This window comes from Agarivorans albus (assembly GCF_019670105.1).
In the GTDB taxonomy this organism is placed as follows: domain Bacteria; phylum Pseudomonadota; class Gammaproteobacteria; order Enterobacterales; family Celerinatantimonadaceae; genus Agarivorans; species Agarivorans albus.
The window spans coordinates 3,986,159-4,010,161 of the sequence record NZ_AP023032.1; the positions used below are offsets into that span (position 1 = coordinate 3,986,159).

The following is a 24,003-nucleotide window of genomic DNA, read 5'->3' on the forward strand; positions in this document are numbered from 1 at the left end:
GCAACTTATTAGCGGTGAGTTGCTTGCTACCCGCAGTTTTGAAAATGGAGACCGCAATACTCAATAGCAATAATAATTAAACGCAAATACCAAGGGGATACTATGTTCTACATCGGATTCTTTTTAAGCTTAGTAATGATCTACTTAGGCGTGTTAGAAATCATTCAGCGGCAACGTGAACACTCATAATCATGCATCCTCTGCTTTAGGGTCGTAGCCAACAACACCGCTATAAAAAGGTTGGTGCGGGATAAGAGCAAGATACTCACTCAACTAAATATTAAGGATAGTTGGACAAGCATTACCCTTCTCACTAGTTTTACTCTAAGCCCATGATATGCGATGCTTTAATGCGCTGGCATTACCATGGAAAATGGCTGAATGAATGTGATAGAAAACAACACCCTCGCAGTGATAGTTCCGCAAATTCAGCTACAACTTGGCTACCAAATTGTTGAACTTGGCCACTCATACTTCTCCATCCAAAGCTTGGTCTCAATTGAAGATTTTCATCACCTTGCAGATTTAATGGAAGGAAATATAGAAGGCCCGCTAAGCAGTCGATTTAGCCAAGAATATATGGCTCTAGCCGTATTAGGTGCAATTAACTATTGGCTACAAAAAAAGCAATTGGAACCTGATGACCTAAATACTGCCAAGCGCTTGTCCACTAAGCTTGGCGACTACCTAAACTCGTTAAGCCAAAAACGAAAAGAGAGTGCAAATCTCTCACTACCAGCGCCAGATCAGGCCAATATAGGCGAACATTACTGCCTGTTTGAGTTTGCCGATGACTGGCAAGTAAAAGTAGGTAAGTGCAACTCAAAGCAAGCCTTCGGTATTTACTTTGTTTGCCCGCTAGTCTGCGATGTGGAGCCACCGCTAGCATATATGCTGCAACAGATTAATGCCTACACTCAAGCTCTCTCCATTGCCCAGTTTAACGAAGCTGAAGTTAAGCCATGCTTGCAACAAGAACTTAGCAATTGGCTAGCACAATTTAGCCTGCAGCATCCTCAGGCAGTGCAATCTTATACGGAATGGGAATTTGAAGAGCTGAGTCTCACCGAGCAAGCTTTATGCGAAGTATATTGCCAAGCACAGTCTTTGAAAGAGGCCCTCATCTAACTCGCTGCGTATTGGTTTGATCGATGAAGTCAGGCCTATTTTGATAACTTGATTAATATAATCGAACACTTTGTCTTAAAAAAGTCATAAATCTTACCTAAGCTGCTTGCAGTTAACCGCTTAAGTCGGTAACTATGGTTTATTATCAAACCAGTTGTTAGTTCCACTACGATTAAGGAATGCTATGCAAATTCGCCCTATTCATGAAGAAGACGCGGTTGACGTGGCCATGCTGGCAAAGCAGCTAGGCTACAACCCAACGGCACAAACTGTACTACCTAATATTCACGCTATTTTAGAAAACCCTGCCCACCAAGCCTTTGTTTACCTCAACGAGCAAGAGCAAATAGTAGGTTGGGTGCACGTATTTGTTGCCTTGCGTTTAGGCTCGCTACCCTTTGCCGAGATTAGCGGTATGGTGGTAGATCAAGACTCACAAAATCAAGGCATTGGCCGGGCACTTGTTAAACAATGCCGTCATTGGGCGACTAGCCGCGGCGTAGGCGAAATTCGAGTACGTTGTGACTCTACCCGCGAACAAGCAAATCAGTTTTACCAGCACATCAAATTTAAACAGCGTAAAACACAACGGGTGTTTGTGCGCGATCTGTAGCTGTTCCTTAAACTAGCTTATGGTAATATTCCGCTGATTTTTCCTTTTGATAAAGAGACGGTTATGACTACAGCTATTATTGGTGCAATGGAACAAGAAGTGGTAGCACTTCGCGAAATGATCGATAACTGTGATACCTATAGTTTTGCTGGTTGTGAATTCTACAGTGGTGAAATTAACCAGCACCCAGTAGTAGTAACCCGCTCTGGCATCGGCAAGGTAGCTGCCGCCATTGCCACTACCGTGTTACTGCAACGCTACCAACCCACTCAAGTGATCAATACTGGCTCTGCCGGTGGTTTTGACCCCGCTTTAAAAGTAGGCGACGTGGTTATCTCTAACGAATTACGCTATCACGATGTAGACCTTACAGCCTTTAGTTATGAAATGGGCCAACTGCCCGCTAACCCAGCCGCCTATAAAGCTGACGCTAAGCTTATCGAGATTGCCGCACAGGCTGCTAAGCAGCTTTCAGGTCATCAAATTGTCCGTGGTCAAATCTGTACCGGCGATATTTTTATGGCTGATCCTGAACGTGTTGCTAAAGCCCGTGCCGACTTCCCGAATATGACTGCGGTAGAAATGGAAGGCGCCGCTATTGCGCAAGTTTGTCATCTCGCCAAAGTACCATTTGTAGTGGTTAGAGCGCTGTCGGACATTGCTGGTAAAGAGTCTCCATCGTCATTTGATGAGTTCTTAGAAACAGCAGCCAAGCACTCTACTGCCTTGGTACTAGCCATGTTAGAGAAGCTAACTGACTAATGGACGAAAGCTCCTGGCTGTGGCTTAGCCTCAGCCTGCCCTTTTTGGGTATAGCCTTAGAACGTTTAATACCAGGCCGCGGATTTGGTCAGGTAATGCTGCTAGTTCGTTGGTTTGCCGAGCAACTATCAATAAAAGTAAATCGCAGCGGCAATGGTCCTCGCCAGCAGCGCATTGCTGGCGGTTTGGCTTTACTGGCGATTTTACTGCCACTAAGCCTAGGCTTAGCCTTGTTTAACCAACTTAATCCCCTCACCGTGTTAGTAGACAGTTTACTGCTACTTTGCTTGCTTCAATGGCAAGCCCCAATGCACAGTTACCATCGTATTACTCACCTTCTCAACAAACATTTGCACAAACCCGCCCGCAATATTTTACGCCCTTGGGTATTACGCGATTGCGAAAGTTTGTCTGCGGTTGGCGTGGCTAAAGCGTCTGCTGAAATGCTATTGCTGAGGCTAGCGGCCAATTGGTTTGGGGTGATTTTTTGGTTTATGTTGGCAGGCATTGTACCGGCCTTAATCTACCGCATCGTTACCGAGTTACACTTTGCTTGGAACCCTAAACTCGTGCAATTTCGCCAGTTTGGTCATACAGCAAGTCGCTTCTATCAGCTGTTTAGCTACCTGCCCTTCCAACTATTAGCATTGATTATCTGTTGTTATGGCAAACTCTCTCGTAACAAGGCCGCGCTTAGTGAAGGCTTCCGTTGGCCTTATATCGGCAGTGGTAAGCTGATTAGCGTAAGCGCAAGTAGCTTACAAAGTGAGTTAGGTGGACCTCGCCATTACCAACAGCAAAAAGTTGAACAAGCTCGCTTTGGCCCAAGCCAGCAATACCCAGAAGCGGCTGAGTTAGACAGACTTGCCTTAAAACTCAATATGAGTGCGCTACTGTATCTACTTATTCTTAGTCCGATCTACCTTGCGCGTGTTATCTATCTTTAAGGCTACAAGAGCCAATACCGTTAAGATCATCGTCGTGTTGCTAGCGACCTTTTTCAGCACTGCGCTTTACGCTAAACCTCAACGCATTATCTCTTTAGCCCCACATTTAACCGAGCAAGTTTATGCCCTAGGTGCCGGTGATAAACTGATTGCCACAGTAGATTATGCCGATTATCCAGAAGCCGCTAAAGCGCTGCCACGCATTGGTAACTATCAATACATTAGCCTCGAAAGCATCATTTCTTTAAAGCCCGACTTAGTTTTGGTCTGGCAACAAGGAAATCAGCAAAGTTTGGCGCAAAAGCTACGCGCCTTAAATATTCAAGTATTTGTGTCCAAACCCAAACGGCTAGACAACCTACCTAAACAACTGGCAGAGCTGGGTAGTATTTTAGGTGAGCAAGAAACCGGACAACGCTTAAGCCAGTTTGCCGAGCAACAGCTAGCTCAATTGGCGCAGCAGTATCAGTCTAAAAGCAAAGTGAGTGTGTTTTATCAGATGTGGCACACGCCGCTGCGTAGCATATCTGCGAAAAGCTGGATTGATGATGGCATTCGCTTATGTGGCGGAGAAAATATTATGGCCGAAGCGGTGGCACCCTATCCATTGCTGTCAGAAGAGTGGGTACTAGAAGCTGATCCTCAAGCCATTATTATTGCCCAATGGGAATTTGAACACTCTTGGAAGCAATGGCCACAGCTTCAAGCTGTGCAGCAGCAACACATTTACCATCTAGACCCAGATAAGGCCCATCGCTTAACACTTCGCACTCTAGAGAGCCTAAAGCAACTTTGTAGCATGCTGGAAAAAAGTCGAAAAAAAACCCACCCAGATAAACTGAGTGGGACGAGAGCATATACGAGTGAAGAAAAATCTTCGATATAAGTAATGAAAGTGTTGTGCCAGTTTTAAGCAAGCTAAAGATCTTATAAAATTTTCGACAGACAAAACCACCCCTAAAGAGGTATTTGATATTTTATGTCGCTTTACCTTTTTTAAATCCCAAACAAACCAACAAATATGCTTTAGTCATTCGATAAGCCTTCGCACAGCCAAAAGTTGCTTATTCAATCGCTTGCACTACTATTAACCAGCTTGCGCCAATTTGGTCAGCAACTGCTCTGTAGCCTGTTTAGCTCACGGCTTGCGCCGCTGAATCTGGCATTATTACTAGCATCTGGCTACAATCGCGGTAATCACTGTGTTTGTATGTTGGAAGTAGATTGCAAAGCTTATTACCTAAACGTCATCGTCGGCTGTTGTTTGTTGCCATAATGCTGGTAATAGCCGCACTGCTCATCCCGAGTGAAAAAAAGTCGGTGAGTGCTAGCCAGCGACAAACTATCGATCTTTCGGCCAAGGCCAACAACATCCAAGAAGTGCGACCAACAGACGCCGCCAGCACTAACGAGCCCAGTTTAGACAAGCTACAATCTACAGCCGCTCAGCTTGAGCAAGTAGAAGAGAAACAGCCAGCTAGCCAACCCGCAGTTGAACAAGTGGCGGAGCTTTCCCCAAACCAAGCGGTTGAGCAAACTGAAGAGCAACACATAACCGTAGATACTGTTGCTAAATCCCCTGCAGCAACTGATGCAGTAAGCGAAATTACCCAAACTGCTGATGAATCAAATTCATTAGATCCGCAAACTAGCGCTACCGATAATGCCGTTAAGGTCAGCGATGCCGCCGAGTTAATTGCGCAACTGCAGCAAGGCAAAGAACTTAACCTTGGTGTTCGTTATCCCCTGCAACTGGAGATAGAACCGCAACAAGCCCTCGAAGAACCCGAGCACTTCTACACCCTTAAACGCCAAACCGTTAAATCGGGTGACAGCATGGCGCTTATCTTCTCGCGGGTGGGTTTAAGTGCTCGCACTTTACACGACATCGACCAACTCGGCGGGGAAGCGAGAAAGCTGCGTACGGTTCATCCTGGCGATACGCTGGATTTTTATCTCGATGACCAAGATCGATTAATGGAGCTACATTATCCACAATCGAAACATCAAACACTGATTATTGAGCGAGATAAGCAAGATGGTTTCGCGGTAAAAGTAGATACCCAAGAGCTAGAAGTAAGAACTAACTTTGCCCAAGGCACCATCAATTCAAGCTTCTGGAATGCCGGTATTAGCGCTGAACTCAGTCAGGGCCAAATTATGGCGCTAGCGGCTATTTTTGGCTGGGATATCGATTTTGCTTTAGACATTCGTAAAGATGATAGCTTTATGGTGCTGTTTGAAGAGCACTATATCGACGGTCAATTTGCAGGAAACGGCGATATTATTGCCGCCGAGTTTATTAACCAAGGTGATGTATTTAGAGCGGTTCGTCACGAAGATGGCAACTATTACACCCCAGAAGGCCGCCCAATGCGTAAAGCTTTTTTGCGCGCGCCAGTTAACTTCAAATACATTAGCTCTAACTTTAACCCGCGCCGTTTACACCCAGTAACCGGCAGAGTGCGCGCTCACAACGGCATTGATTATGCGGCTAAAGTGGGAACGCCAGTGCAAGCTGCCGGCGATGGCAGAGTCACTAAATCAGGTTACAGCAAATACAACGGCAACTATGTATTTATTCAGCACAGCAGCGCTTACGTCACCAAGTACTTACATTTGCATAAGCGCCACGTAAAAACTGGCCAACGGGTTAAACAGGGCAAGAAAATTGGCACCGTTGGTGCGACAGGGCGAGTAACCGGCCCACATTTACACTACGAATTTTTAGTGCACGGGGTACACAAAAACCCACGTACCGTGAAACTACCTACTTCAACACCTTTAAAAGGTAAGCAAAAAGACATTTTCTTGCCGATTGCTAAGGCCAGAATCAAGCAGCTAGACAATACCAAACGAGTATTGCTAGCCATGAATTAGGTAAATAAATGACAGACATTTATGTGGGCTTAATGTCGGGCACCAGCATGGATGGCGTAGACGCAGTGGTGGTTGATTTTAGCCAGCAAACACCTGCTCTGCTAGCCCATTGCCAACAGGCAATACCACAATCCTTACTTGAGCAACTACACGGTTTATGCAGCCCAGCAGCCAACGAACTAGCCACCATGGCAGAGGCTAGCGTGGCGGTTGCCCAGCTATTTGCAGCAACCGCAACTCAAGCTATTGCTCAGGCTAGACTCAAGGCTTGCGACATTGCTGCTATTGGCAGCCACGGGCAAACCATACGACATTTTCCCGAGTTAGCCTTTAGCCTGCAGATTGGTAGCCCAAGCCACATTGCAGTACAAACCAACATTGATGTGGTGGCAGATTTTCGAAACAAAGATATGGCGCTAGGCGGCCAAGGAGCGCCGTTGGTACCGGCCTTCCATCAGGCAATGTTCAGCCATGCTAATGAAGCTCGTTTTATTGTTAACATAGGTGGTATTGCCAATGTTACCCGCTTAGTTCCAGGGAAAAGCTTATTGGGCTATGACACCGGACCAGGCAATACTTTGTTAGATCAACACTTTAAACGTCATCATCCTAATGTCTTGGATTATGATGATAATGGTCAGTGGGGGAAAAGCGGCCGCTGCCAGCAAAACTTACTAGAACAAATGCTAGCAGATAAGTACTTTGCCTTAGCTGCCCCAAAAAGCACTGGTCGTGAGTATTTTCATTTAGTTTGGTTAGATAGCTTTCTCGCACAGCCAGAATTTGCCCAAATAACACCTGTAGATGTGCAATGTACTTTGCACCACCTAAGCGCTCAGAGTATTGCTCAAGAGTTATTTGATGCTGATAAGGGCAAGGTGTATTTATGTGGCGGCGGTGACAAAAACGGCTTTTTATTAGAATTGCTAACTAGGGCATTACCTAAGTTAACACTCAGCCGCACCTCAGAATTAGGCATTCCAGAGCAAGCCTTAGAAGCGATGGCTTTTGCTTGGTTAGCACGCTGTTTTAAACAACAACAAACTGGCAACGCCAGCTCGGTAACCGGAGCAAGCCGCCCAGCCATTCTTGGGGCCCTGTACCCCGCAAAATAAAAAGGAGGGATAACATCCCTCCTTGATTCTTTGACAAGCTAGACTAACAGTCTGCAACTGCCTTGAGTTTTAAGCCCCCAACAGCTCCTGTTCTTTCGCTTCTTCTATCGCAGCTTGTTTATCTTTGCGGCTAAATTTAGCACCAAGCATTAACAAACACGGCGTAAGAATAAGGGTTAACAGTGTGGCGAAACTTAAGCCACCAGCAACCGCTGTAGCCAGTTGTGACCACCACTGAGAAGAAGGCGCACCTACTTCAAAGCTGCGCTCAAACACATCAATGTTCAGCTCCAACACCATGGGCATTAAGCCTAAGATGGTGGTAATAGTGGTTAACATTACTGGGCGTAAACGCTGTGCACCAGTGCGCATAATAGCTTCTTGGGCGGCAATGCCTTGGCGACGCAGAACGTTGTAGGTATCAATCAACACAATGTTATTGTTCACCACGATCCCCGCTAAGGTAATTACCCCCAAACCACTCATAATAATGCCAAATGCTTGCCCAGCGATTAACAAGCCAAGCAATACACCAATGGTTGAGAACAATACTGCCGAGAGTATTAACAAGGCTTGGTAAAAGCTATTGAACTGAGTGATAAGAATCAAACCCATTACAAATAGCGCCACCATAAAGGCTCTGCCTAAAAAGGCCATACTCTCTTGTTGGTCTTCATTTTGGCCACGCAATTTAATATCAACCAAGGGATCAAGCTCAAGCTGCTTAAGTTGCTCCTGGATCTTAGGTAACTCGATACTTAAGTTTTGCCCAGCTGCTACGTCGGCACTTACCGTTAGTACTTGGCGACCATCCACCTTGTTGATCACGTCTTGTTTTGGTTTAGCTTCTAAGCTTACAAAGTTAGTAATGGGTACTAAGCCATAAGCCGTTTTCACCCGTAACTCACTCAAGCGGCTAATACTGCGATTCTCTTCTGGAAAACGCACTCGGATCTCTAGCTCATCGTCTACATCATCAGGGCGATAATCACCAATGTTTAGGCCATTAGTCACAAACTGTACGGTATTACCTAATAACGTAACATCGGCGCCAAAACGAGCGGCTTTGGCACGATCAACCTTAAGCTGCCACTCAATCCCAGGTTTGGTGGTAGAGTCCTCGGCATTAACAAAATGCGGGTTGTCATTCACCAACTCTCGAATTTTCTTGGCCATGGGTTCTAAGCGTTCCGGAAAACGCGAGCTCAGCTCAAGCTGCAAGTCTTTGCCCGCCGGCGGTCCCGCTTTGTCTTTACGAAACTCAATTTCTAAGCCGGCAATAGGTGCTAAACGTGAACGCATGTCTTCAATGATTTCGTTAGCTGGTCGACGTTCATTCCAATCTTTAAGATTAACTCGAATATCCCCCAGCTGATCGCCACCTACTTTGGTGTACAAAGTATCGTAATCTTCTAAATCGATGATGCGGCGCTCAACCTCAAGCATTACTTGTAGCTTTTCATCGGTAGAGTAATCCCCGTGCGAACGAACGATAATGTTGTAACCCACAGGCTCTACTTCAGGAAAAAACTCCACCCCTTTACCGGCACTGGAATAAGCCATTATTACTGCAATCGCAATAACAATGCCCAAACCCAGCACGCGCAGCGGTGCATTTACCGCTTTGTGCAACACCCGTAAGTAAACACCGGTAACCCCCTCAAGGCCTTGCCACTCTCCTTTATCCGCTTTAATTAGTGCCTGTTGCTGCTTGGCAGTTAATTTACGTGGGCGACCAAAAATATTGCCCAAAGAAGGTACAAAGATTAACGCCATCACCAAGGAAGCACTTAAGGTCGCAATTAAGGTTAAGGGTAAGTAACCCATAAATTGCCCCACCATGCCTGGCCACGCCAATAAGGGAGCAAACGCCGCTAAGGTAGTTGCGGTTGATGCAATAATTGGCCACGACATGCGCTGTGAGGCCAGCGAGTATGCTTGATGGCGAGGAACGCCTTCACTCATTTGCCTATCGGCAAACTCGGTAACCACAATGGCTCCGTCCACCAGCATTCCCACCGCCATAATAAGCGAAAACAACACCACCATGTTGATAGTAAGTCCGCCTAAAGACAGCATTAAAATACCTGCCAAAAACGAGCCGGGAATAGCTATTCCCACCAACAGAGATGAACGCACGCCCATTACCGCAATAATCACTACCACAACCAACAAGACTGCAGACAAGATGTTATTTTGCAGCTCTGACAGCATGGTGCGAATGTCTTTAGATTTGTCACCGGCGTAATCAATAATCACCGAATCTGGCCAAAACGCTTGTTCTTGAGCAATTAGCGCTTTTACCTGTTCAATGGTTTCAATCAGGTTTTCGCCGGGGCGTTTGCTCACTTCTAAAGAGATGGTTGGCTTACCATTAACCCGCGCGTAAGTACTGGCATCTTTAAAGGTACGTCTGGCTGAGGCCACATCACCAAAGGTAACAATGCGGTCACCATCTACCTTAATTGGCAGCTCAATAACATCTTTAACGTTCTCAAATACCGCAGGTACTTTTACTGCAAAACGGCCATTGCCAGTATCTAGTGTACCCGCTGTTACCAAACGGTTATTGCGGCTTACCAAGTTGTAGATATCGGCTTGGTCTAAGCCGTAAGACTCCATCAAAAGCGGGTTTACGGTAATCTCCAAAAAGTCTTCACGGTCTCCACCAATGTTAACTTCTAATACCTGCTTCATGGTTTCCATTTGGTCTTGGAGGTCTCGAGCAATCGTTAGTAAGGCACGTTGTGGCAAGTCACCCGACAACAACACCGTAATAGCAGGCTGTTCTGTGGCTAAGGTTACTTGATGCACCTCTGGCTCATCGCCACCGGCAGGCAGCTTAGGTTTGGCTTGATCCACCTTAGCCCGCACATCCGACAGGGCTTGGTCGATATCAACCCCAACAATAAACTCCAGCACCACCGAACCATGACCTTCACTGGCTGTGGCGGTCATTTCTTTAATGCCTTCTAAACCTTGTAATTCCTGCTCCATAGGGCGCAGTAACAAGCGCTCAGCATCTTGAGGCGAAATCCCATCGTGTGGGATCGATACGTAAATAACCGGGATCTCTACATCGGGATCCGATTCTTTAGGAATGTTGTTGTAGGTAATAATGCCGGCAACAAACAAGAACAGTAAAATAGACAGTACGGTTCGAGTTCGCGATAAAACGGCTTCAATAAAAGCGTGCATTATTCAGCCCTCTCTTGCGCTAACAACTCCGCTTTGGTGACAGGCTCAACCTTATCGCCTTCGCGCACAAAACCTTGGCCTAAAATAATCACATCGTTGTCACCACTAAAGCCAGATAACCAGGCACCATCGGGATCTGAGCGCACTAAACTAGCTGGTACAAACTGCACTACATCATCCACAACTGTTTTAACCCCTAAATTACCTTGTTCATCTAAGGCTAATACTGCAGGGCTAACTTTAATTGCCTCTACCTCTTCAAGTGGGAAACGCACACTGGCACTCACACCTGCCATCAACTGTTGTTGTTGATTATCTAGCAACACTTCTACTTTAAAGGTTCGGGTATTGGGATCAGACAAGGTAGCAATAAAGTCGATGCTTCCCTCAACTTCTTCTCCGGTAACCAAGTTTACGTAGGCTTTTTCACCCAAAGAAAGCTGCGAGATATCGCGCTCAGAAACATCAGTACGCACCAATAATTGCTGAGTATCGGCAAGCCTTAAGATGGGGTCACCAATACCTAGATAAGCACCCGCCTCAACAATATTTTCTTCAAAAATACCGTTGTATGGGGCTAATACCAGCGTGTTATCAATGGCTAAATTAAGCGATTTAACATTGGATTCTGCATCTACCAGCGCGGCCTTGGCCTCTGCTAAACGTGCTTTACCTTGGAAACCTTGCTTGCTAAGAGCCTTAACCCCTGCGTACTCAATGGTGCGTTGCTCTAACAAGGCTTCGGCACGCAGTAGCTGTGAACGACGGTCTTGAATATCTAAACGAGCAAGGGCTTGGCCTTTTTTAATTGGGCGACCTTCGGCAACCAAAAACTCCAACAAACGACCAGATACTTCGGCAGAGATAACACTTTGACGCCGTGCCTCTGTTTGGCCGTATAAATGTAAGCTGCGTTCAATGGTCTCGGCAGTGTAGGTTTTCACTTGCACGCGGGTTAGCTTGTGAGCGGCTTTCTCAGGTTCAGCCTTGGCTTCATCTGCATTAGTCATTTGACCAGAGAGCATCCAAAACACCACTACAGCAACAATAAAAATAGAAAGGATATATGGGCGAGCAGCAAAAAACTGTTTTACGGCAACAGACACAATCAAACACTCCCTGTCGATGATTCAAGTAAGTGAATCAGTATACAAGTTAGTGCAAACAATCTATATGCTTTGCCGAAGACTACTGACAAATTTGCTACAAAGCGTTAGCTAAGTATGAAAAATAACGAAGCCACCAGACGGTGGCTTACAAAAAGATACAATTGTATGGTGTTTTGCTAACCAGCTTAGATGCTAAATGATGAACCACAACCACAAGTTGTACTAGCATTAGGGTTGTTCACTAGGAAGCGTGAGCCTTCTAGGCCGGAGGTGAAATCTACGATACCACCCACTAGATATTGCAAACTCATTGAATCTACAACCATCGATACACCTTGTTTTTCTACTAAGGTATCACCTTCATTTACTTTTTCATCGAAGGTAAATCCGTAAGAAAAACCAGAACAACCACCGCCTGTGACATAGACACGCAACATTAGCGCTGGGTTCTCTTCTTCAGCAACTAGCTCTTTTACTCGCGACGCTGCGGCGTCGGTAAATTGAATTGGAAATGCGGCTTGTTCAGTTACAGCTTGTTCTGACACAATCTATTCCTTAAAAATGTTAACTGGCGCAGATTATCTAATACCCGAGTAATTTGTTCAAGTATTATCCTAAGAGGGTTTATCCATAGCCCTAAGCCATCACTAAGTGTTTATTCTACAGGCCAATTTTGTTTGTAAATAATCTCGGCTTTTTTGTTCCATTTATTGCCCTTAACTTTAGCGGTAAGCTCAATCCGCTCTGCTTTAAAGCCTTCGGGCAACTTAATGTCGGTATTCACTTCTTGAAAATAACGGAACTTAAACGCTAGAGGAGTGGCCTCACTTTGTAAATCTGCCAAATTATATTGCGCTGGTTCTTGGTTCTGACTACCCACTACCACTAACTGCAGCTCCCCACTTAACCAGCGTTTATTGCGCGCTACTTGCATCAACAATACCTGCATTCGGTAATAGTTGGGGCTAAGCATGGGTTCAATGTTTAGTTGCTCAATTTTCATGCCACCAGCTTGTTGTTCTGGGGCCATGATTTTTCTATACACCAACAGCTCTTCAGTTAAGGCAAGCTTTTGCTCGGTCAGTTGATTAATGCTTTGTTTTAACTGAGCTAACTCTGCCAAGCTGGTGTCTTGCTCTAGGCGAACCATCGATAAACGTTGTTGTAATACCGACTGGCTTTCAAGAGAGTTACTAAGCTGCTGTTTTAATTGGCTAATTAGTTGATCTTTTTCTTCAACAACAACCGATAAACCATACACACTGGTTAAAGCCAAGGCACCGATTAAACTTACAACTAACAACTTTGGCTTTGCCACTTTGTATACACCTGTCGCGAAAAGACGACAGTTTACCCAGATTTCCCCTCGGCAACAAACTACAGTTAGCTCTCTGCGATACCACTAACTTTCTGCCGGTGAAACGAGTTAGATAACGCAGCCCAATTATCGAGTTTAAATAGCTACAGCCCGCAAGCTGAACCAGCGCCTAAATGCAGCTTCTACGCGTTATTACTTGGCTATAGATTATTTGTTATAGTGAGCGCAATTTACTGCCTTTGTGGCGCGTGACTCAGATTTTAAAGGATGCTTTATGTCTCGTTCAGAACAACTTTTTAGCCAAGCCCAGCAAACTATTCCTGGTGGCGTTAATTCACCAGTTCGTGCCTTTAATGGCGTAGGTGGAACACCGGTTTTTATTGAACGAGCCGACGGCGCGCGCATCTACGATGCCGATGGCAACAGCTACATCGATTACGTGGGCTCATGGGGCCCAATGATTTTGGGTCATAACCACCCTGCGATTCACCAAGCTGTAGTTGATGCAGCCGCTAAAGGCTTGAGTTTTGGTGCGCCTACCGCTGCTGAAATCGATATGGCTAATCTAGTGTGCGAGTTGGTGCCATCAATGGACCAAGTGCGTATGGTTAACTCGGGCACCGAAGCCACCATGAGCGCGATTCGCCTTGCTCGTGGCTACACCGGCCGTAACAAAATTCTTAAGTTTGAAGGTTGCTACCACGGCCATGCCGACTCATTGCTGGTTAAAGCAGGCTCTGGTGCATTAACCCTTGGCCAACCAAGCTCGCCGGGTATTCCCGCCGACTTTGCTCAACATACGCTTACTGCCACCTATAATGATTTAGCCTCGGTTGAAGCTTTATTTGCCGAGTACCCAGAAGACATTGCTTGTATCATTGTTGAGCCAGTGGCAGGCAACATGAACTGTATCCCTCCTGTAGATGGTTTCTTACAAGGGCTACGCGCCATTTGTGATAAATACCAAGCGGTATTTATTATTGATGAAGTAATGACGGGCTTTCGAGTTTCATTAGGCGGAGCACAAGCTCATTATGGGGTAAAGCCCGACCTAACTTGTTTAGGAAAAGTGATTGGCGGCGGCATGCCTGTAGGCGCTTTTGGTGGCAGCCAAAAAATTATGGATCACTTAGCGCCTGTTGGTCCGGTGTATCAAGCGGGTACTTTATCGGGTAACCCTATTGCTATGGCGGCTGGTTTAGCGGCACTTAATGCCCTAAAAGATCCTGCGGTTCATCAACACCTAAATGTAATCACCGAGCGCTTGGCCAAAGGCCTCAAAGCGGCTGCAGACCGCCAAGGCATTCCATTAACCGTTAATCAAGTAGGTGCAATGCTAGGCTTCTTCTTCACCGAAGAAAGCAGCGTGACTAACTTCGCCCAAGCTTGCGCCTGTGATGCAGAACGTTTCAAAAAGTTCTTCCACTTAATGCTGGAAGAAGGCGTTTACTTAGCCCCGTCAGCGTTTGAAGCATCATTCACTTCTTTTGCTCACAGCGAAGCAGATATTGATGCAACTATTGCTGCAGCAGAGCGTTGTTTTGCCAAGTTAAAATAAGCTGGATTGCCGCACTTGCCCAAGAGTGCGGCTTTACCTTAGCCATTCAATTTTCACCACCTGGCCGGTTTTTAGATACACCACGTATTTCTTGCCTTTAATGTTATAGAGCACGCCTTCTAACTTATTGAAGTTATCACCGCTTACTACTTCTTCATATTCAGGCTTGCCACAAGCACTAATTAACTCCAGCTTATCGGTACCCGAGCGTATCCAAGTGCCATTACAATTTATATTCGCCACTTCGGTGCCATTACCAGCTTGTACCCCTGCAGCAATAAAGCCTAACAACAAACAAATATGTTTTTTCATATCCAGACTCTTATTGATGATTTTAAAATTCACAAAATGAGTATAGTAAGCAATAACTTAGCGGGAAGAGTTTTTTACTGAAGGTCGAGTCCAAAGAAAAACCATCACTGCTAACAGGCATGTACCTGCGGCAATACGGGCCAACCAAGGGACCTCCATCCACAACATTAAACCCGCCGAAATAGCCACCATAAGGGTAGCACTGCACTTTGCTTTAAGGCTTACCACACCATGTTGCTGCCAATCATTTAATAAAGGACCAAAAGTGCGATGCTGCTCAAGCCAAGCAGCAAACCGAGGAGAGCTTTTAGAAAATAGAATCGCGGCTAATAAGATGAAAGGCGTAGTAGGCAGCAAAGGCAAAAAAATACCTACCGTGCCCAGCAATACCGCTAGCCACGCAATTAACAGGTAGAACACTTTCAGCATTAAACAAGCACCTTTAATAAGTAAGCAGATAGTTTACCCTGTGGCGCGATAAATAACTGTTAGTTATGACTTGTATCAAAATAAAATTGGACATCTAGACGGCTAAAGAATAAATTAACTCTGCCGCCGATTTAATCGCCAACTTGCGGGCGGCTAACAAATACCGCTAAAGCGCCTAAGGGCGCGAACTATTAATTAGGAGTTCGTCATGTTTGAAGCCGTCCAAAAAGAAACTGTTTTTCAAGGTAACACTGCCAGCAGCACAAGCAATAACGTTTATCGGTTTACCAGCAAGCGCAATAACCAGCTAAATCACCATCATGCTGAACTAAGCCTCCCTGTAGAGTACTTTGAGCAAACCCAGTTTAGCGATCGCTGTCGACCTGGTGCTTATGCTAATCGCACTAGGTAACTGTTCATTCTATCTGGTTAAAATACTCGATAACTGCGTTAGAATTTTTGATTGTAGAATAGCGACTTATCGAAAAACCCTGCCTTATTCTCGAGTATTTTTCCTGCGTTATTTCTGATCACTTACTTGGTGTGATTGGTATTAAACTCCCCATTAAAAAAGGCGATGTAAATCTACATCGCCTTTTTTAGTATTCTCAGTGCTTAACAAAAAGGTGATTGCACTTCGCCACGCAAGGCTTCACGCTGGCAGGTATGGCGGTCATTACCGCTAGTGCCTATTTGCACACTACCTTGCAAACTACTTGCAGGGGTAAATGAGGCTTGGCTAGCTGCGCTAAACATCAAAGCAGAACCAAATACTACACTCAATATTGCTGAACTTAATGCTTTCATCATTCTTCTCCTTCCCTAATGATTAACAAAACGGCGATTGAACTTCGCCGCGCAGCGCTTCACGCTGACAGGTATGACGGTCGATACCGCTAGTACCTATTTGCACACTACCTTGCGCGCTATTTGCTGGGGTAAAAGAAGCTTGGCTTGCTGCACTAAACATTAAGGCTGAACCAAACACTACACTAACTAAACTGGTGGTTAACGCTTTCATCATCATTCTCCTAAAACTTATCTACTTAACAAAACGGCGACTGTACTTCGCCACGTAATGCTTCGCGTTGACAGGTATGACGGTCTATTCCACTGGTACCGATATTAGTGCTTCCTTGCGCCCCATTTAGGGGACCAACCGCCGCCTGACTCGCAGCGCTAAACATTAAGAACGAACCAAAAACTACGCTTAACATTGCTGACATAACGGCTTTCATTTTATTTCTCCTAGTAATGGCTTAACTCTGTATAGCCATGACCAAGAAGACCTAGCTGTCTACTAGGTTATTTCAAAGAAATTTAAATTTTTTTAGAAAAAAGTGAGAGAAAAAGGAAAAGTTACGGTTTTTCTGGCAGTTAGATACAGAAAAATGAGACGCGTGAGATTTAAATGCGGGGTAAAGATTAAGCGCTTAAGATGATTAAGCGCTTTTAAACAACTAAACAATCACTGAATGAAAGATTATTTAGCATTATTGCGGGTTCGTTTATCGCTCGACTTACTTGGACAAAAACTCGCACCTGATGCACCTCTAAAACTTGAAACAGCCATAATATTTACCTCTACTACTTAAATTGTGAATGTGAAGTTCATCTGTTAACCACACAAATACTAAGGAGCAATAACGAGGCCAATTTTGATATCTTTTTTGATTAGACTAAAAATTCCAGTTTCAAGCTAATGAAAAGCCTACCAATAGCGAAATAATCTAGAAATCGCGCATGAATTTAGTTTTTTATAAGGAAGTCAGAAGAGTGAGAAGTTGTTGCACAATGCAAATGCACTCACATGTGGCGCAAAACTGCGCCACATTGCAGCAAATGCTACATTATTTAGATTGGCCGTAGCGTTGATGTAAGGCTTGATACAAGTCGTCTTGAAAACTTAATGCCGAAGCATCTAAGTTAGCCATTAGTTCAACTAAATGCTCGTTATCTTCTCTGCCATCCCACACTTTGCGGTAAGTACCTTGTTTGTATCCATTATCTTGGCGGAAGAAATTAAGCACGTTTTTGCTCACGTATTGCTGATAAAGATCCAGCCAGCTCATCTTACAATCCACCAACAAAGCCGAGAACAAGCCAATACTGGTGCGCTTAGCGGCAGCTAAACCAATAAGCAATTCAAGCTTTTCTAATAAGTTAAGTTGGCTAAACTGCCATTGTTTGCCATCAAACTGCACAGTACTTTGCTCAATATTCTCAAAAATGTAAGCCTGAGCGGGTGCATGTTCGCCATCTGATTGCAGCAGTAACTCAGACAATACAAAGTGCCAAATATCCACTAGCTCCATTTGTAGCTGTTCTAGGTCGCAGTCTTGTTTCTTCCACCACTTCCAACCGTGATGCTCAATGGCTTCTGCGCCTTCAATAACTACCGCACGCAAAAATGGCGAACGAGTAGTTAGCCACTCTGGGTTCACTTTGGCGTTCATGTTGTCTTGTAGCTGCAACATAATTTGCGCTTGGTTTGCTTGTAACATTCCAGATCCTTAATTAAATAAACTTTGTAGCCACGTTTTGGCCTTAGTTGCACTTTGTTGCACACAGCCTTCGGCTAATTCAGCTTGGCTGCTAGGTGCAGGCAGTAAGCTTGTTTCACCACAGCCGGCAGAAGTTGGATGCCCATTCGCTTTGGCAAAATGTACCCAGCTAAGGTTATCGGGTTGCATGGCTCGTAGCGACTGTGGATACGAGGTTTTGAGATATGCCGCATACACAGGTAATGCCGCAGAAGAACCGGTAACTGCTGCCGGCTTGTTGTCGTCTCGCCCAACCCAAACCGTAACAATCTCTCGCTGGTCTATACCCACATACCAACTGTCGCGTAAATCGTTAGTGGTGCCCGTTTTGCCCGCCAAATCAACCTTGGGAATACGCCACTTGAGCGAGCGCGCAGTGCCACTGCGAGTCACTTGGCTCATGCCATACAGAGTGAGGAAGTTGGCCATTTCAGACCAGCGGCGCTCTGCGTCATTATCAGCTTTATACAATACATTGCCTTGACCGTCGTTCACTTGGTGCACGGCATAAAGTGGGCGATATTCACCGTCCCCACCTAGGGTTTGATAAAGCTGTGCCATTTGAAATGGCGACAGGCTCAAGCTTCCTAAAAGTATCGACGGATAAGGGCGAGTATTCTCCTCCAAGCCAGCCAACTTTAAGGTATCAACTACCGAATCGACCCCCACTTCAAGGCCTAAGCGCACCGTGGGTACGTTAAGTGACTCAGCCAAGGCTCGCACTAACATCACAGGCTCACTAAAGCTCTTATCGTAGTTATTAGGCTGCCAATTGGTGCCATCATCTAAAGGCACCGCCAAGGGGCTGTTTTCCAACAACTCGCCTAACTGATGCCCTTGCTCTATCGCGGTGAGGTAGACAAAGGGTTTAACTAAGGAGCCAATTTGGCGGCGCGCATCCAATGCCCGGTTAAACCCTTGGTTATTCTTTTCCCTGCCGCCAATTAGCGCGCGAATCGCGCCCGTATGGCGCTCACTAATCACCATGGCAGTTTGCAATTGCTTTTTCGCGCCCTTGTCTAACTGTTCTAAAACATTTTGCGCGGCGCTTTGAGCATGACGTTGTGATAGCGGATCCAGCGTAGTAAATACCTTCACACCGTTGTAATTACGCCAGTTGTTAGCATGCTGCTGCAGCTCTCGGCGAACCAGCGATACAAAGCCTGGCGTTTTCTGATAGCCCATACTGCCACGCTTGCTCAAGCCTAATGGTTTTTTCACAGCCAGCTGATAACGCTCGGCCGACAATTCACCTTCTTCGGCTAATATACGTAAAACCAAGTCACGACGATTTATCGCGCGCTGTTCATGGCGCCATGGATCGTAATATGAAGGGCCTTTAATAATGGCCACTAACAAAGCCACTTGCTCCACCGATAAATCATTCACTGGGCGACCAAAATAGAAATAACTAGCGAGGCCAATGCCATGCACCGCATTACTTCCATTTTGCCCAAGATACACTTCGTTAAAATAGCTCTCTAAAATTTCATCTTTGCTGTAGCGAAAGTCTATTAATAGCGCCATGTAGGCTTCTTGCAACTTACGCCATAAGGTACGTTCGCGCGTTAAAAAGAAGTTTTTAGCCAACTGTTGAGTAATCGTGCTGCCGCCTTGTACCGTGCGTCCGGCACGTAAATTCACTACTAAGGCGCGAGCAATCGCCATGGGTGACACTCCGTCATGCTCATAAAACTGGCGATCTTCGGTAAGTATCAAGGCCTGCTTTAAGCTTGCTGGAATATCATTTAAAGGCACAAACAACCGGTCTTCCTGCTCTGTCACATTCAGGCGTTCAAGCAATACTGGGTCAAGTCGGGTTTGAGCAATCTCTTCACCGGTATCACGGTGCTGAATTTTGGCCAAACGTGAAGGGCTAAAAGTGAGCAGCATCGGCAACTCGGGCTCTACCCCATCGGCAAACTCAAATTGGCGGCGTACTACCTCAATTTTGGTTTCCGATACCGCATATTCACCACCACGTTTAGCACGTTTTACTTTGCGATAATTTAGTAACGCCAACTCATCTTGCAGCTCTTTTCTGCTTAGGCGTAAACCAGGATAGAGCTGTAGCTCTCGGCCATACACCGCTGCCGGCAGTTGCCACTTATCACCAGTAAAACGCTGCTGAATTTTGCTGTCTAGTACCACACCCCAGGCAACCATAATGACAATGCCAACTAATGCTAGCTTCCAACTAATGCCCCACAAGCGTTTTCCCCATGAAGGCTTGGTATTTTTTTTAGCGCTTGAGCGCGGTTTAGTGGTCTTTTTAGCTGGAGTACGTTTACTTTTGCTAGCCGGCTTCTTTGCCGAGGCTTTTTTGGGGCTTGGCTTTTTGGCCGAGCTATCGGGCTTCTTAGGACTCATACTGCCTTACTGCTTAATCAAACCTTAGGGGATGGCCTGCAATAGATAATGCGAGAAAAAAGGCAGGCCAAAAGTGCTGTTAGGATACTCCCACTAGCCCAATTTTTTAAGCACAAATATAAGCATGCTGCGCAGATACTTATTTCTGGATAAACAAAAACGAAGCTATTAATTAAACGCGCCTTATAAGGCTGTTTAAACAACTCGCTGTTACACAACAAAAATCAGCTCAATGACTAAAGCTGCGATTATTTTCTTTAAATCAGCTCGCTGTTAACATAGGCAAACTTTGGGTTGTAAAAGTTAAACGACGAATGGATAAGAAATCGCCTGCTGCTAACAAATACGCTGTGCCTGCGCTAGATAAAGGCTTAGATATTTTGGAATACATGGTTAGCCAAGAATTGCCAAAATCTCAAACCGAGATAGCCACAGCACTTGCTAGAGGCGCCAACGAAATCTATCGCGTATTGGTTGGTTTAGAAGCAAGAGGCTACTTAATTAGAGATGAAGTATCAGGTAAATATCGCGCCTCGTTAAAAATTTACAACCTGTCTCGCCGCATTTCTCCAATAGATAAAATGCGCCAGTGCGCCCTGCCGCACATGGAAGACCTGGCTTTTTCATCTGGTCACTCTTGCCACCTAAGCATGTTGTATCAAAGCCAAGCCATGGTGATAGTGCATGCTCAAAGCCACGACCCAGTGTCGATTAATATTGCTGAAGGTTCACTTTTTCCTACCAGCGCCACTGCCTCTGGACGCGTATTGCTGGCGAACAGTAAGCCCGATGTACAAGCAATGATTTTGGAGCGCGACCAGCACTACCAACAAATGAAAGCCGCGCAACGCAAGCTGTTCATTCAGCAACTCGCTTTAATCAAGCAAAACGGAACCTATTCTGCTGCCAATGAGCTCACAAAAGGGGTATATGAATCTGCAGTATTGGTGGGAGAGCCAGAAGGCTTAGTGATCGCCTCTTTAGCCATTACGACGCTCAACTCGACTGCTACAGATGAGCACTCGGAAAGTTCAGAGCTAATAAGCAAAGCCCAAGCAACTGCCAAGCAGATTACTCAGCAATTGGGTTGTTAGTCGCTCGCTAAAACCACAGCGATGAACGCTCACCGCTGTGGTTGTAACTTAGGCTTAAAAAGCCGCATCTCTCTCACTAAGAACAGCTAATTTAAGCCCATGCCATATCCGAGCTTATTTAAACTCCCACATCTCTGGCCAGTAGCGGTAAACACTGTGGCCATATTTATCTAGGCGCGCTTGTGCCTCGGCTAAATAGGCCAAACTTTGCTGTTTGGCGGCAAGCTGTTCACCCACTAACAAGCGGTAAGCATTGCTTGCTAAACTTTCTCCCTGTTGATTTTTTAGCGCCAATCTCACTTCAAATTCGCCGCTTGCATCGTTCGGTAAGCGCCATTCCAGCTCAGAAAATTTAGCCGAGCTGTCAGCCAGCACATCCAAGTTAATACAGTTGCTGGCACAAACCTGCCCTTGATAGACAACTTGCCACTCATAACTTAACTGCTGGTAGGCATGTTGGTAGTCATTCACTACCCACAAACTGGCCGAAAATACTTCACCCGCTTGCCAACGGCGCTTTTCAAACTGCAAACTTGGTAGCAACGGTTGGTAGGTTCGTTTTAGGTAATCAAAACTAATTTTCTTTTCACCATAAAAATCGACCACTCCCCACTTAATATCTGGCACATGGGTAATAAAGTGACAAATTGCTACCCCGCTCATTTTAGGTTTTCGGCGGCGATAGGTTTCTAGCGCAAATTGAATCACTGTACCTTGGGCAATTTGAGTGGCTTCGACAAACTCTTCCAAAGAGCCCATTTTGTAGTCATTAAACACTTCAAAATTCAGATTTTTAAGGATATCTATATCTGCCCAATGGTAAGCCCAGCTAGGACCCATCGGCCACAGTTCATCTTCAGGGATAAACTTTTTAAGGCTTGGAATAGACGGCGCAGAAGCAGCAGTTAGCTCTGGAATAATCGCGCAATCTAAGGCCGGGTAATATTCCTCCATAAACTCTGCCCCACCTTGATAGTAGTGTTCGTTAGCATGGATGGATTCATTCGGCTTAAAGCCCATATTCACTGCCGACTCTGAGCTAAGTGGTGATGCCAAACCATAAGGAACGTTAGTTTGGTCTGCTACCGCTTCGCCAATACGCTCCATTAAAGCTTTATTACCACTTTCTTCGTGAGCCCCTGAGAAAAAGACCTCTTCTCCGCCCATCCAAAAGATTTGCGACGGATGATTACGGCGCTGCTTAACCGTTTCGATACACTCGTGTAATACCCCACCAATAAACTCAGGATCTTTAGGGTAAGCCTGAGTCGCCAAAGTAAAGTTAGTCCAAACGGTGATACCTAGTTCATCACAAATGCGGTAAAAATCCGGTACTTCTGGTGGGTGCCAACCAAAGATACGCAAGTTGTTGATGTTAGCCTGTTTAACCATGGCTAAGCGGTCTTCATATTTGCTTAGACTGTTTTGACCGTATAGAAACGAAGGCTGGCCTCCCCAACAAGCCGAACGTAAGAAATGCTTTTTGCCGTTGATAACAAAGGTCCATGGAAACTCGGCCTGCTCGCGCGAATAGCCCGGATTAAACGCCATGCTAACCTCACGTAAGCCGATCACCTCTGCGCAGCTATCGACGGAAGAGTCGTCAAGTTGGACTTCCACCTGCAAGTTATAAAGGTGTTGCTGTCCCATATCCCAAGGCCACCATAACTTGGCATCTTCAACTTTGATGGTGTGGCTACAAGTGTTTATACCGGGAGCCAACTGATGAACAGACTGTTGGTATATTGTTTCGGTTTGACAATTTTTGCCCGACAACTGTGAAAGCAAAGTAACTTGCTTAGGCTCCGAGCTGTAATTAGTAACTTCGTAGCTGGCATTAACAAGCGCAGTGTTGCTATTCTCAAGTCGAACATCACTACGGATGCTTGATATTTTAAGCTGTTCAGATGCTACCACTCGCACCGGGCGCCAAATGCCAAATGGCACTAATCCAGAGAAATAGTCGCCCGAAAAGTTAACCTTTTTACCGCCACAATTTCGGTAATTTTTAGGTGGAGGATCAAGCTTAATCATCAGCATATTGGCACCACCACGCCAATCTTCAAAGCTAACCACATCACTTACGTCAAACTCAAAGGCAGAAAACATGCCTTCGTGGCGCCCAAGGTGCGTGCCGTTTAGCCACACATCACAGCTGTAATCTACACCCTCAAACTGCAGTACAATCTTTTTACCTTGCATCGATTCAGTAACCGCAAAACGATGGCAGTACCACCACTCATACTCGGCCACCCATTTAGCCCGATGCATATTGCGGCCGAAATACGGATCGGCAATTTCATTAGCACGCCAAAGATCGGTATAAACATCGCCAGGAACGGTCGCAAAATTCCAGCTAAAGTGCGTACCTTGATACTCAGCAGGTAACAAATGTAAGCCTTCTTTTATACCTTGACCGGGCCGCATTCGCTCCATCTGCCAACGGCAGCCGCTCAATTCAATCACTTCTCTAGTCATTTCGCCCTCAAGCTTCAAATAGAAACAATACATTTATATATAAATATATTATTCACCAAGCAATAAGATCAATTGAAAAAAGCGCCAAATATGATCCTGCTCTAAATAAATAGCGGGTCTTAAGCAAACGTATAAGCCTCTTCAAAGGC

The 24,003-nt window shown here is 45.5% G+C and carries 22 protein-coding genes; 10 read left to right on the top strand and 12 right to left on the bottom strand.

The features are described from left to right. The first annotated feature begins 381 nt into the window (after nucleotides 1-381). The 7 genes from K5620_RS18055 to K5620_RS18085 all read left to right on the top strand — a co-directional run bounded on the left by K5620_RS18055 (nucleotide 382) and on the right by K5620_RS18085 (nucleotide 7,445). Nucleotides 382-1,128, top strand: a complete 747-nt coding sequence (locus K5620_RS18055; RefSeq protein ID WP_016403541.1) for a hypothetical protein — start codon at nucleotides 382-384, stop codon at nucleotides 1,126-1,128. Nucleotides 1,129-1,312: 184 nt separating this feature from the next. Further along, a complete protein-coding gene (locus tag K5620_RS18060; protein WP_016403542.1) occupies nucleotides 1,313-1,741 on the top strand; it encodes a GNAT family N-acetyltransferase in 429 nt (142 codons plus the stop codon). 63 nt (nucleotides 1,742-1,804) lie between these two features. Then, the gene (mtnN, locus tag K5620_RS18065; RefSeq protein ID WP_016403543.1) at nucleotides 1,805-2,503 is read left to right on the top strand and encodes a 5'-methylthioadenosine/S-adenosylhomocysteine nucleosidase; all 699 of its coding nucleotides are present in this window, start codon (nucleotides 1,805-1,807) and stop codon (nucleotides 2,501-2,503) included. Further along, a complete protein-coding gene (locus K5620_RS18070; protein ID WP_016403544.1) occupies nucleotides 2,503-3,450 on the top strand; it encodes a cobalamin biosynthesis protein CobD/CbiB in 948 nt (315 codons plus the stop codon). Before mtnN ends, K5620_RS18070 begins: the two co-directional genes overlap by 1 nt. A gap of 34 nt (nucleotides 3,451-3,484) precedes the next feature. Then, nucleotides 3,485-4,336: a cobalamin-binding protein gene (locus K5620_RS18075; protein WP_016403545.1), complete on the top strand. Its 852-nt coding sequence runs from the start codon at nucleotides 3,485-3,487 to the stop codon at nucleotides 4,334-4,336. Nucleotides 4,337-4,674: 338 nt separating this feature from the next. Continuing rightward, complete coding sequence (locus tag K5620_RS18080) at nucleotides 4,675-6,330, top strand: peptidoglycan DD-metalloendopeptidase family protein (RefSeq protein ID WP_016403546.1); 1,656 nt, start codon at nucleotides 4,675-4,677, stop codon at nucleotides 6,328-6,330. An 8-nt stretch (nucleotides 6,331-6,338) separates the two neighbouring features. Continuing rightward, nucleotides 6,339-7,445, top strand: a complete 1,107-nt coding sequence (locus tag K5620_RS18085) for an anhydro-N-acetylmuramic acid kinase (RefSeq protein WP_016403547.1) — start codon at nucleotides 6,339-6,341, stop codon at nucleotides 7,443-7,445. A 69-nt stretch (nucleotides 7,446-7,514) separates the two neighbouring features. On the opposite strand, the gene K5620_RS18090 is transcribed toward K5620_RS18085, so the two are convergent. The 4 genes from K5620_RS18090 to K5620_RS18105 form a co-directional block, all read right to left on the bottom strand. Further along, nucleotides 7,515-10,643 (bottom strand): efflux RND transporter permease subunit, encoded by a 3,129-nt coding sequence (locus K5620_RS18090; RefSeq protein WP_016403548.1) that lies wholly within the window; start codon nucleotides 10,641-10,643, stop codon nucleotides 7,515-7,517. Next, complete coding sequence (locus K5620_RS18095; protein WP_016403549.1) at nucleotides 10,643-11,749, bottom strand: efflux RND transporter periplasmic adaptor subunit; 1,107 nt, start codon at nucleotides 11,747-11,749, stop codon at nucleotides 10,643-10,645. The genes K5620_RS18090 and K5620_RS18095 overlap by 1 nt, the downstream gene beginning before the upstream one ends. Before the next feature lie 188 nt (nucleotides 11,750-11,937). After that, the gene (gene erpA / locus K5620_RS18100) at nucleotides 11,938-12,297 is read right to left on the bottom strand and encodes an iron-sulfur cluster insertion protein ErpA (RefSeq protein WP_016403550.1); all 360 of its coding nucleotides are present in this window, start codon (nucleotides 12,295-12,297) and stop codon (nucleotides 11,938-11,940) included. 110 nt (nucleotides 12,298-12,407) lie between these two features. Beyond that, the gene (locus tag K5620_RS18105; RefSeq protein WP_016403551.1) at nucleotides 12,408-13,070 is read right to left on the bottom strand and encodes a DUF6776 family protein; all 663 of its coding nucleotides are present in this window, start codon (nucleotides 13,068-13,070) and stop codon (nucleotides 12,408-12,410) included. Between the two features lie 274 nt (nucleotides 13,071-13,344). Between K5620_RS18105 and hemL the strand changes: the two genes are divergently transcribed. Then, on the top strand, nucleotides 13,345-14,628 hold the full coding sequence (gene hemL, locus K5620_RS18110; protein ID WP_016403552.1) for a glutamate-1-semialdehyde 2,1-aminomutase: 1,284 nt from the start codon (nucleotides 13,345-13,347) through the stop codon (nucleotides 14,626-14,628). A gap of 33 nt (nucleotides 14,629-14,661) precedes the next feature. On the opposite strand, the gene K5620_RS18115 is transcribed toward hemL, so the two are convergent. Both K5620_RS18115 and K5620_RS18120 read right to left on the bottom strand, forming a co-directional pair. Then, nucleotides 14,662-14,940: a hypothetical protein gene (locus K5620_RS18115; protein ID WP_016403553.1), complete on the bottom strand. Its 279-nt coding sequence runs from the start codon at nucleotides 14,938-14,940 to the stop codon at nucleotides 14,662-14,664. A gap of 57 nt (nucleotides 14,941-14,997) precedes the next feature. Then, nucleotides 14,998-15,369, bottom strand: a complete 372-nt coding sequence (locus K5620_RS18120) for a YbaN family protein (protein WP_016403554.1) — start codon at nucleotides 15,367-15,369, stop codon at nucleotides 14,998-15,000. Between the two features lie 208 nt (nucleotides 15,370-15,577). On the opposite strand from K5620_RS18120, the gene K5620_RS18125 reads away from it, so the two are divergent. Then, nucleotides 15,578-15,781 carry a hypothetical protein gene (locus tag K5620_RS18125; RefSeq protein ID WP_016403555.1) on the top strand — a complete coding sequence of 68 codons (204 nt, stop codon included), beginning with the start codon at nucleotides 15,578-15,580 and terminating at the stop codon, nucleotides 15,779-15,781. Nucleotides 15,782-15,984: 203 nt separating this feature from the next. On the opposite strand, the gene K5620_RS18130 is transcribed toward K5620_RS18125, so the two are convergent. The 5 genes from K5620_RS18130 to mrcB all read right to left on the bottom strand — a co-directional run bounded on the left by K5620_RS18130 (nucleotide 15,985) and on the right by mrcB (nucleotide 20,282). Next, nucleotides 15,985-16,179, bottom strand: coding sequence for a hypothetical protein (locus tag K5620_RS18130; RefSeq protein WP_016403602.1), 195 nt, complete (start codon nucleotides 16,177-16,179; stop codon nucleotides 15,985-15,987). Nucleotides 16,180-16,198: 19 nt separating this feature from the next. Beyond that, on the bottom strand, nucleotides 16,199-16,393 hold the full coding sequence (locus K5620_RS18135; protein ID WP_152784127.1) for a hypothetical protein: 195 nt from the start codon (nucleotides 16,391-16,393) through the stop codon (nucleotides 16,199-16,201). Between the two features lie 22 nt (nucleotides 16,394-16,415). Continuing rightward, nucleotides 16,416-16,607 carry a hypothetical protein gene (locus K5620_RS18140; RefSeq protein WP_016403600.1) on the bottom strand — a complete coding sequence of 64 codons (192 nt, stop codon included), beginning with the start codon at nucleotides 16,605-16,607 and terminating at the stop codon, nucleotides 16,416-16,418. Nucleotides 16,608-17,219: 612 nt separating this feature from the next. Then, nucleotides 17,220-17,873: a dUTP diphosphatase gene (locus K5620_RS18145; RefSeq protein WP_016403598.1), complete on the bottom strand. Its 654-nt coding sequence runs from the start codon at nucleotides 17,871-17,873 to the stop codon at nucleotides 17,220-17,222. Between the two features lie 9 nt (nucleotides 17,874-17,882). Continuing rightward, on the bottom strand, nucleotides 17,883-20,282 hold the full coding sequence (mrcB, locus tag K5620_RS18150) for a penicillin-binding protein 1B (RefSeq protein ID WP_084682004.1): 2,400 nt from the start codon (nucleotides 20,280-20,282) through the stop codon (nucleotides 17,883-17,885). A gap of 314 nt (nucleotides 20,283-20,596) precedes the next feature. Here mrcB and K5620_RS18155 point away from each other — a divergent pair, with 314 nt between their 5' ends. Further along, a complete protein-coding gene (locus K5620_RS18155; protein WP_016403595.1) occupies nucleotides 20,597-21,376 on the top strand; it encodes an IclR family transcriptional regulator in 780 nt (259 codons plus the stop codon). A 114-nt stretch (nucleotides 21,377-21,490) separates the two neighbouring features. Here K5620_RS18155 and K5620_RS18160 read toward each other — a convergent pair whose 3' ends face one another. After that, nucleotides 21,491-23,854 carry a glycoside hydrolase family 2 protein gene (locus K5620_RS18160; protein ID WP_016403594.1) on the bottom strand — a complete coding sequence of 788 codons (2,364 nt, stop codon included), beginning with the start codon at nucleotides 23,852-23,854 and terminating at the stop codon, nucleotides 21,491-21,493. Between the last annotated feature and the right edge of the window lie 149 nt (nucleotides 23,855-24,003).